Source organism: Inquilinus sp. YAF38 (assembly GCF_052113205.1).
Taxonomy (GTDB): Bacteria; Pseudomonadota; Alphaproteobacteria; order DSM-16000; family Inquilinaceae; genus Inquilinus.
Genome location: NZ_JBFRCU010000015.1, coordinates 97,403 through 106,158, shown reverse-complemented (window position 1 = coordinate 106,158; position 8,756 = coordinate 97,403). Strand labels below are relative to the sequence as shown.

The window sequence follows — 8,756 nt, the reverse complement described above, 5'->3', positions numbered from 1 at the left end:
CTGATCGACTTGGCCCGGCGCGCCGCGGAGGGCCATGGCGGCACGGTCGTGCTCGGCGGTGAAGCCGGGATCGGCAAGACCGCGCTGCTGCAGGAATTCACCCGGCGCCTGGGCCCCGGCTTTCGCGTGCTGTGGGGCGGGTCCGAGGCGCTGTTCACGCCGCGCGCGCTGGGCTCGCTGCAGGACATGGCGCATGCCCTGGGGCCCCGGATGGCGGCGCTGCTGGACCAGACCGCGGCGCCGGAGCGGCTGTTCCCGGCCCTGCTGAACACGCTGCAGGAGCTGCCGGAGACCGCCGTCCTGGTGTTCGAGGACGTGCATTGGGCCGACAACGCGACGCTCGACCTGGTGAAGTATCTCGGCCGCCGCATGCCGGTGCTGCGGGCGCTGCTGGTGCTGAGCTACCGCAGCGACGAGGTCGGCCCCGACCATCCGCTGCGGCAGGTGCTGGGCGACCTGCCGGCCACGGCCGTCCGCCTGGCCATGCAGCCGCTGTCGCCCGAGGCGGTCGCGGCGCTGGCCCGGGCTGCCGGCCGCTCCGCCGCCGAGCTGCACCGGATCACCGCCGGCAACCCGTTCTTCATCACCGAGCTGCTGGCCAGCCAGGACACAACACCGGCCGGAATCCCGGCCTCGATTCGCGACGCGGTGTGGTCGCGGCTGTCGCGGCTGGCGCCGGAGGAGCGCGAAGCGCTGGAGACGATCAGCATCGTGCCCGGCAGCGTCGAGCCCTGGCTGGCGCGGGCGCTGCTGGGCGCCAGGGCCGACGCCGCGGTCGACCGCTGCATCGGCCGCGGCATGCTGCTGCGCGACGGCCAGGGCGCGGTCGGGTTCCGCCACGAGCTGGCGCGGCTGGCCACGCTCGACCAGCTGTCGCCGGCGGCGCAGCAGGCCCTGCACGCCCGGGTCGAGGCGGCGATGGCCTATGCTCCCCACGCGCTGGCCGGCGCGCTGCTGCCGCGCCAGGTGCACCACGCCGCCGCGGCGGATGACGGCGCCCGGGTGCTGGACCTGGCGCCGCAGGCGGCGGCCCAGGCCTCGCGTCTCGGCGCCCATCACCAGGCCGCCGCGCATCTGGCGACCGCCCTGCGCTATGTCGAGGAGGCGCCGAAGTCGGTGGCGGCGCAGCTGCATGAGGACTGGGCCAACGAGGCCGGGCTGGCGCTGCGCATCGACGACACCGTGATCGAGGCGCGGCAGCACGCCATCGCGCTGTGGCGCGAGCTGGGCCGCATGGACAAGGTCGGCCTGAACCTGCGGGCGCTGGCGCGGCTGCTGTGGTCGCGCGGCGAGGTGCGGCAGGCCGGCGACTGCGTCGACGAGGCGCTGCGCGAGCTGGAGCGGCTGCCGCCGGGGCCGGAGCTGGCGATGGCCTGCAGCGTGCGCTCGCAGCTGCACATGCAGCAGAGCCATGTCGACGAGGCGGTCGAATGGGGCCAGCGGGCGATCGCGCTGGCCGACCGGCTGGGCGATGTCGAGACTCGGGTCCACGCGCTCAACAACGTCGCCACCGCGCTGCTGTTCGTCGACCGCCCGGGCGGGCTGGAGATGATGGAGGAGAGCCTGGCCCTGGCCCTGGAGCACGGCTTCCACGAGCACGCGGCCCGGGCCTATATGAACCTCGCCGAGTATGCGGTGGTGTTCAAGGATTTCGCCCTGGCCGAGCGGGTGCTGGCCGAGGGCATCGCCTTCGAGACCCGGCACGACCTCGATTCCTGGACCCATTACCAGGTCGGCTGGCAGGCCCGGCTGCGCCTCGAGCAGGGCCGGTTCCGCGAGGCCGAATCGATCGCCGGCGGCGTCGTCGGCCTGGACCTGCTGGCGCCGACCATCCGCCTGCCTGCCCTGATCGTGCTGGGCCGGGTGCGGATGCGTCTCGGCGAGGCCGACGCCCCCGACCTGCTGCAGCAGGCGCTGCGGCATGCGCTGGAGACCGGCGACCTGCATTTGATCGCGCCGGTGCGCTTCGCTTTGGCCGAGGCGGCGTGGCTGGCGGGCGACCTCGAAGCCGCCCACGAGCCGCTGGCGGCCCTGGCGGCGATGGATCTCGACAGCTTCGACCCCTGGGCGCTGGGCGAGCTGGCGGTGTGGTGGCGGCGCTGCGAGATGGCGGCGCCCCTGCCCCAGGCAACGGCACGGGCCCCGGCGCCGCGGGCGGCCGAGCTGGCCGGCGATCCGGCCGCCGCCGCGGCGGAATGGACGCGGCTCGGCCTGCCCTATGAGGCGGCGCTGGCCCTGATCCAGGTTCGCGGCGCCGAAGCCGGTCCGGCCCTGGCCCGGGCCGTGGCGATGCTGGAGGAGATCGAGGCGCGCCCCGCCGCCCAGCTGGCCCGCCGGACGGGGCAGCGCCTGGGCGTGGCCGAGCAGCTGCCGCGGGCGCGCCGCGGCCCCTATGCCGCCGCCCGCCGCCATCCGCTCGGCCTGACCCGGCGCGAGCTGCAGGTGCTGCGCCTGCTGGCCCAGGGCATGGGCAACCAGGACATCGCCCGCCGGCTGGTGCGGTCGCCGCGCACGGTCGAGCACCATGTCTCGGCGGTGCTGGGCAAGCTGAACGCCAGCAGCCGGATGGATGTCGTCCTGCGCCTGCACAGCGAGCCCTGGCTGCTGTCCGCCGGCGAAAACTAGGTAGCCGCCGCCGCGAAAATTGGGCAGCCGCACCGAAGCGCGGCCGCTGCCCGGCGCCTACGGTGACTCTCACGGCGCCGCCCCCGAACCATGCCGGACCTCGACGCAGGGCGGACAACGCGTCGAGCACAAAGAGGCACAGGTCATGGCGGGCATCGATAGCGCTGCGGATCTCGACTACTCCCTGAYGATGAATGCCGGCCTGGCCGCCGTCCTCTCGACCCGGGCGATCGGCGGCGACGATGACGATGAAGAGGCGGCCCCTACCTCTCGCCGCCGCGAGGACGGGGACAGCGGCATCGAGAACCTGCTGGACTGGCTCGACCTCGGCGTGATCATCGCGGATGCCACGGCCCGGCCGATCCGGCTGAACCGCCGCGCCGGATCGATCGTGGCCCGGGGGGACGGGCTGTACGCCACGCCGTTCGGCATCACCACCGCCATTCCGGAGGAGACCGGCCGGCTGCGGCAGGCCATCGCCAAGGCCGCGAAAGGGGGAACCCGGCTGCGGCTGTCGCGGCCATCGGGAGCCCCGCCGCTGCTGGTGACGGTGATCCCGGTCGGCGGCGGTCCGCTGGTGGCCCTGTTCGTGATGGACCCCGACACCGGCACGCCGTCGCCGGCCCTGTTGCAGGAGTTGTTCGGCCTGACCGCGGCCGAGGCCGTGTTCGCCGCCGAGATCAGCCGCGGCGACGGGATGCAGGYGGTGGCCGAGCGGCTGTCGATCGCCCCGACCACGGCACGGACCCATCTGACCCGGATCTTCGAGAAGACCGGCACCCGCCGCCAGGCCGAGCTGGTGCGGCTGCTGATGCAGTGCGACCGGCTGGCGCCGGCGGCCCCGGAGCCGAGGCTTCGGGCGCCGGCCCGGGCTGCGCGGGTCAGGGCCTGAGCGGCATCCAGATCTCGACCAGGCCGGTGCCGGTCCAGGGATCGAAATCGGCGCTGTAGCGCTCGAAGCTCGGCGCATCGGCGAAGCCGTGGCCGGATTGCGGCAGCCAGCGGGTCCAGATCGTGTAATGCGTCGCCCGGATCCGCGAGATGTGGCCGCGGTGGCTGAACACCGCGTAGCGCTGCGCCGGGATGCGCACTCGGGTGAGCTCCGCCGGCAGGTCGTCGAAGCTGGCGACCTCGACCCCGGCGATATAGTCGAAATTACCGGCGTCGTCGGCGTTGCAGCAGACGCCGTAGGCGGCGCCGCCGATCTCGTTCGGCACATGGCCGATCTGCGGCCCGAAGCGCTGCCACAGCGCCGGGATGCCTTCATTGGTCTCGAAGGTGTAGCGGCCGCCCAGCCCGGCCACGAGCAGGGTCTTGCCGGCCTCGAAGCGCGGGGCTTCGAGGTCGATGATCAGGGATTCGTCCATCCGGATCGGCTCCACCAGCGCGAGGTTGTCGACATGGCCCTGGCCGCGCACCAGCTCCGGCGTCAGGCCGAACTGGTCGCGGAAGGCCCGGGTGAACGCCTCGTGCGAGCCATAGCCGGCATCGAGCGCCACCGCCAGGATGTCGGAGGCGCCGGCCGCCAGCACCCGCGCCGCCTCGGTCAGGCGGCGGCCGCGGACATAGCGCATCACCGAGCGGCCGGTGGCCACGCCGAACAGCCGGCACAGATGGAACCGGGACACGCCGGAAGCCTCGGCGATCGCGTCGAGCGTGACCTCCGATCCGAAGCGGTGCTCGATGAACCAGACCGCCCGCTCGACCGCGCCCATGCCCCTCTCCCGCTGCGTTCGCCGGCACTGTGCCGATGGCGGACAGCGCCTGTTTGATCGCGATTGCTCAGGCGCTGCTTCAAAGAAGGACCGCCATCACGCACAAGAGATCGACCGTCGACTGTATCTGTCGAGAGGCGGCAGCCTGCCTGAGACCACGATCAGTTCGACGTCCAGGCCGAGCCGGTCGAGCGTCTGCCGGATCTCCGCTTCATATTCGGAGTTCATCACCAAGAGCTTGTCGGGCGGGTGCTCCTGCAGCGCAGCCGGTGGTACGATCCGGTGTCCGGTGCCGGCGGTGAACGCGCCTGCCTTCAGCGGATTGATGTCGACCACCTGCTTGATGGCATTCGCAGATCGGTCGAGGAGGTTGAGGAAGGTGACACCTTTGGCGCCGGCTCCCCAGAGCGCCACGCGCCAGCCTTCCCACCGGGCATGATCCAGCCAGTCCTGCCAATCCAGGAGCGTCGTCCTGAATCGGTCGGCGAAGTCGCCGAAAGCTCGTGCGGCTGGCGGCTCCGCGACCATTCCCGGCGCGCCTTGCTGGGGGAATGTCGCCTCCGCCGCCAGGAACTGGCGCCCGAACCTGACGCCGATCGGACCGGGAACAAATCCTGCCAGACGCAGCGCGTGGGCCAGCGACGATGAGGTGAAATAGGATGGATGCTCGAACAGAGGATCCCAGATTCCGAGCTCGTCGAGCATGAAAGCGCCATCCGGCACCTCGGTATACACCACCCGGGCGGGATGTGAGCGGTAGGCTTTGCGGACCGACCGAAGCAGATCCACCGGGTGCGGCACATGCTCCAGCACATAACGGGAGCAGACAATATCCGCATATGGTGCGAGGGAGGGCGTGAACACATCCCCGATGATCGTGATTCCCGCTTCGTGGTCGGTGTCACCTTCGCTGGGGCGGCCTGGATCGAACCCGATGCCCGAGCGGAGCCCCTGGTGGAGCAGCATCCGGAGAAATTCGCCTCGACCACACCCAATCTCGACGGCAGTACCGCCGGCCAACCCATAGGTCGAGACAAGATGCTGGACGATGTTCTCCGAGTACCGACGGTAATGCGGGGAGCCCATCAGCGAGTTTTCATACCGATCATCATAGGCGACCAGCGTGGCGTCGAAAGCCGCGTTGAACACATGGCCGCAGTGGCGGCAGCCGATGAGCGAGATGTCGCCCCGATCGATCTGCCTGGCCTCCTCGCTGCTTCGGAGAAGCTGGTTACAAACCGCAGGGACATTGGCGAGCTCGGCCAAAAACGTCAGATCCTGTGATCCGCATACGGTGCATCGAAAGTCAGCAATATCCGTCATCACCCCTCCGCAGATTTGAAGAAGCTGGAAAAATCGACCGACATCCGGGCAGCACGGCAGACCGTGCGTGATCAGCACGGCCAAGCGACTGGAATGTCTGAAGTGAGTTCAGCCACAATATCTCAAGCGGATAATGCGGTTTATCAGCGTTTCTGTCGCATTTGCCGTTCCTATGGTTCTGTCGAGAACAGCCACAACGCACTCAGATCAGCGAAGACGCCAATCCAAAGCAGGATAAGGATCCATGCGAACGCGTGGCCTCGATGCACTCTAAAGAAGAGGGATCGATCTGACCGTCGCCAGTGTTTCGATATCGCTTGCGTTATCCGGCGGATCGGCGGCCGGAAGAGCCACCCGGATTTTCACCGGGTCCATGCGAGTGTGTTTTAGACTAGGGATCCTTGACAGTCGCGCAACCGCCCCGCGCCCTGGCCACCCTTATCAATTTGGACGTCAATTCGTCTGGAAGGATTGCCTGGATTGACCAAGAGATCCTGTCACTGCACCATTTCGAGCAGATCGGCCGGCTTTCCCATTCTGCAAAGCAGGCCTCGCACAGGCCGATGGTGAGCAGCATCGCAATCGCGGTTATCAGGCAGCGCTTCCTGCCTGGACGGGCGGCCCATCCTGTTCGAGGATGCCGGCGACCCTGATCTGTCGCCTGCCAGGAGGCCCGCCATGGCCCATGAGCTGCAAGCCGCCGACCCGTCCCGGCTCTCGAATATCGGCGAGATCGACTGGGCGGCGCTGCGCCAGGCCCGGATCGACCTGGCCGCCTGCTTCCGCATGGCTGCGCGGCTGGGGCTGGAGGAAGGCATCTGCAACCATTTCTCGGCCATGGTGCCCGGCCGGGACGACCTGTTCCTGGTCAACCCCTACGGCCTGGCCTTCGCCGAGGTCACGGCGTCGAGCCTGCTGGTCTGCGACTTCCACGGCAATGTGATCGACGGCGACGGCAAGCCGGAGGCGACCGCCTTCTACATCCATGCCCGGCTGCACAAGCAGTTGCCGCGGGTGCGGGCCGCCTTCCACACCCATATGCCGAACGCCACGGCGCTGAGCATGGTCGAGGGCGAGCCGCTGGTCTGGGCCGGGCAGACGGCGCTGAAATTCTACGGCCGCACCGCGGTCGACGACGCCTATAACGGCCTGGCGCTGGACGAAGCCGAGGGCGACCGTATCGCCGCGACTTTGGGCGACGCCGACATCGTGTTCCTGCGCAACCACGGCGTGATGGTGTGCGGCCCGACCATCGCCGAGGCGTGGGACGACCTGTACTACCTCGAGCGCGCCGCCGAGGTGCAGGTCAAGGCGCTGAGCACCGGCCGGACGCTGCGCCCGGTGCCGGCCGAGATCGCCCGGCGGACCTATCGGCAGATGCGCGAGGGCGACGCCGAGAGCGCCCGGCTGCATCTGGAGAGCATCAAGCGCCAGGTGATGCGCCAGGAACCGGATTTCGCAGCCTGACGTTGCCCATGGGCAGGGGGTGTCGATGACCGAAGACCGTCCGCCGCTGGGCTGGAGGAGCCGGCTGATCCATTCCGAGGCAAAGGCGCCCGGCGGCTTTCGGTCGCTGGCGGCGCCGGTGTGGCGCGGCTCGACCGTGGTGTTCGACCGGCTGGCCGACGCCCGCGACGACTGGGACGGCGGCTACACCTACGGCCTGTACGGCACGCCGACGACGATCGAGCTGGCCCGGCGGATCGCCGAGCTGGAGGGGGCGCGGCACAGCTTCATGGTGCCAGGCGGCCAGGCCGCCATCGCGCTGGTGTTCCTGGCGATGTGCCGCGCCGGCTCGCATGTGCTGGTGCCGGACAGTGCCTATGGCCCGACCCGGGAGTTCGCGCTGGGCCTGCTGGCGAAGCTGGGGGTCGAAGTCGAGACCTACCCGGCCATGGCCGGGGCGGAGGTCGAGGCGCTGATCCGGCCCGAGACCGCGCTGCTGTGGTGCGAGAGCCCGGGGTCGATCACCATGGAAGTGCAGGACGTGCCGGCCCTGGCCGCGGCGGCGCACCGGCACGGCGTCAGCGTCGCCATCGACAACACCTATGCCGCCGGCATCCTGTTCGACGCCTTCGCCCATGGTGCCGATATCAGCGTGCAGGCGCTGACCAAATATGTCGGCGGCCACAGCGACCTGCTGCTCGGCACCGTCTCGGTGGACGACGACAAGCATCGGCAGGCGATCGGCGACTCCCACCGCCTGCTCGGCATGGCGGTGTCGCCGGACGATTGCAGCCTGGCGCTGCGCGGACTGCAGACGTTGGGCGTCCGCCTCGACCGGCTGGAGCGCACGACCCTGGCGGTTGCGGCTTGGCTTTCAGGCCGGCCCGAGATCGAGGCCGTGCTGCACCCGGCCCTGCCCTCCTGCCCCGGCCACGAGACCTGGCGCCGCGACTTCCAGGGCTCGTCCAGCGTGTTCTCGATCGTGTTCGGGCCGGAGCGCGACGAGGCTTTCGTCACCCGCTTCGTCGAGGGCTTGAGCCTGTTCAAGCTCGGCTACAGCTGGGGCGGCGCCACCAGCCTGGCGATGGCCTATCGCAGCATCCCGCGCATGGGCTTCGACTACGGCGGGCGGCTGGTCCGGCTGAATGTCGGGCTGGAGGACGAGGCCGACCTGATCGCCGATCTCGACGCCGCCCTGCGCCAGGCGGCGGAATAAAGCAGATGGCTCGATCGTCCCTGGTCTGAGGGGCGTCCGTCCGGGCGCCCGGAAAGGGGATTGATCGAGATGAGCATCCGACGACGCATCCTCGTGCCCGCACTGACCGCCCTGGCGGTGCTGGCCACCGGCGGGCCGGCCCTGGCCCATCACAAGCCATGGCATGGCGGCGGGCCGCCCTGGGCCCGGCCCCATCACGGCCATGGCTACTATTATGCGCGGCCGCGGCCGCCGGTTGTGGTCTATGAGCGGCCGTATGACGGCTATTATTACGAGCGGCCCCGCTACTACCGCCGGCCGGCGCCGGTCTATGTCGAGCCGCCGCCCTACTATGCCCCGGCCCCGGGCGTCACCATCAACATCCCGCTGCGGTTCGACTGAGTGGGCCCGACGCCAAACAGAACCGCCGGCAGGGCAAGACCCTGMCGGCG

7 protein-coding genes and 1 other annotated feature are annotated in these 8,756 nt (G+C 69.9%); of the genes, 5 read left to right on the top strand and 2 right to left on the bottom strand.

Features of this window, described 5'->3' with window-relative positions; translation table 11 throughout:
• Together AB4Z01_RS09690 and AB4Z01_RS09685 are read left to right on the top strand one after the other, a co-directional pair.
• On the top strand, positions 1 to 2,625 hold a 2,625-nt coding region (locus AB4Z01_RS09690; RefSeq protein WP_441692782.1), incomplete at its 5' end, for an ATP-binding protein.
• Between the two features lie 145 nt (positions 2,626 to 2,770).
• The gene (locus AB4Z01_RS09685) at positions 2,771 to 3,517 is read left to right on the top strand and encodes a helix-turn-helix transcriptional regulator (protein WP_441692779.1); all 747 of its coding nucleotides are present in this window, start codon (positions 2,771 to 2,773) and stop codon (positions 3,515 to 3,517) included.
• Here AB4Z01_RS09685 and AB4Z01_RS09680 read toward each other — a convergent pair.
• Both AB4Z01_RS09680 and AB4Z01_RS09675 read right to left on the bottom strand, forming a co-directional pair.
• Positions 3,507 to 4,340 (bottom strand): AraC family transcriptional regulator, encoded by an 834-nt coding sequence (locus tag AB4Z01_RS09680; RefSeq protein WP_441692777.1) that lies wholly within the window; start codon positions 4,338 to 4,340, stop codon positions 3,507 to 3,509. The genes AB4Z01_RS09685 and AB4Z01_RS09680 overlap by 11 nt on opposite strands.
• A gap of 96 nt (positions 4,341 to 4,436) precedes the next feature.
• Positions 4,437 to 5,741 carry a class I SAM-dependent methyltransferase gene (locus AB4Z01_RS09675; RefSeq protein ID WP_441692789.1) on the bottom strand — a complete coding sequence of 435 codons (1,305 nt, stop codon included), beginning with the start codon at positions 5,739 to 5,741 and terminating at the stop codon, positions 4,437 to 4,439.
• Between the two features lie 242 nt (positions 5,742 to 5,983).
• Positions 5,984 to 6,039 (bottom strand) — a sequence feature (sul1 is cis-regulatory element that is thought to sense ions involved in sulfur or methionine metabolism; They are found in Alphaproteobacteria).
• A 302-nt stretch (positions 6,040 to 6,341) separates the two neighbouring features.
• On the opposite strand from AB4Z01_RS09675, the gene AB4Z01_RS09670 reads away from it, so the two are divergent.
• From AB4Z01_RS09670 to AB4Z01_RS09660, 3 genes are all read left to right on the top strand, one after another.
• Complete coding sequence (locus AB4Z01_RS09670) at positions 6,342 to 7,130, top strand: aldolase (RefSeq protein ID WP_441692774.1); 789 nt, start codon at positions 6,342 to 6,344, stop codon at positions 7,128 to 7,130.
• A 25-nt stretch (positions 7,131 to 7,155) separates the two neighbouring features.
• A complete protein-coding gene (locus tag AB4Z01_RS09665; protein ID WP_441692772.1) occupies positions 7,156 to 8,325 on the top strand; it encodes a cystathionine beta-lyase in 1,170 nt (389 codons plus the stop codon).
• A 69-nt stretch (positions 8,326 to 8,394) separates the two neighbouring features.
• Entirely contained in the window at positions 8,395 to 8,706 is a 312-nt protein-coding gene (locus AB4Z01_RS09660) for a hypothetical protein (protein ID WP_441692769.1), read from the top strand.
• Positions 8,707 to 8,756: the final 50 nt, after the last annotated feature.

Bases quoted from the DNA above. Each gene is read 5' to 3' on its own strand.
- AB4Z01_RS09670 (WP_441692774.1), top strand. From the start codon at position 6,342: ATGGCCCATGAGCTGCAAGCCGCCGACCCGTCCCGGCTCTCGAATATC.
- AB4Z01_RS09665 (WP_441692772.1), top strand. From the start codon at position 7,156: ATGACCGAAGACCGTCCGCCGCTGGGCTGGAGGAGCCGGCTGATCCAT.
- AB4Z01_RS09660 (WP_441692769.1), top strand. From the start codon at position 8,395: ATGAGCATCCGACGACGCATCCTCGTGCCCGCACTGACCGCCCTGGCG.
- AB4Z01_RS09680 (WP_441692777.1), bottom strand. From the start codon at position 4,340: ATGGGCGCGGTCGAGCGGGCGGTCTGGTTCATCGAGCACCGCTTCGGA.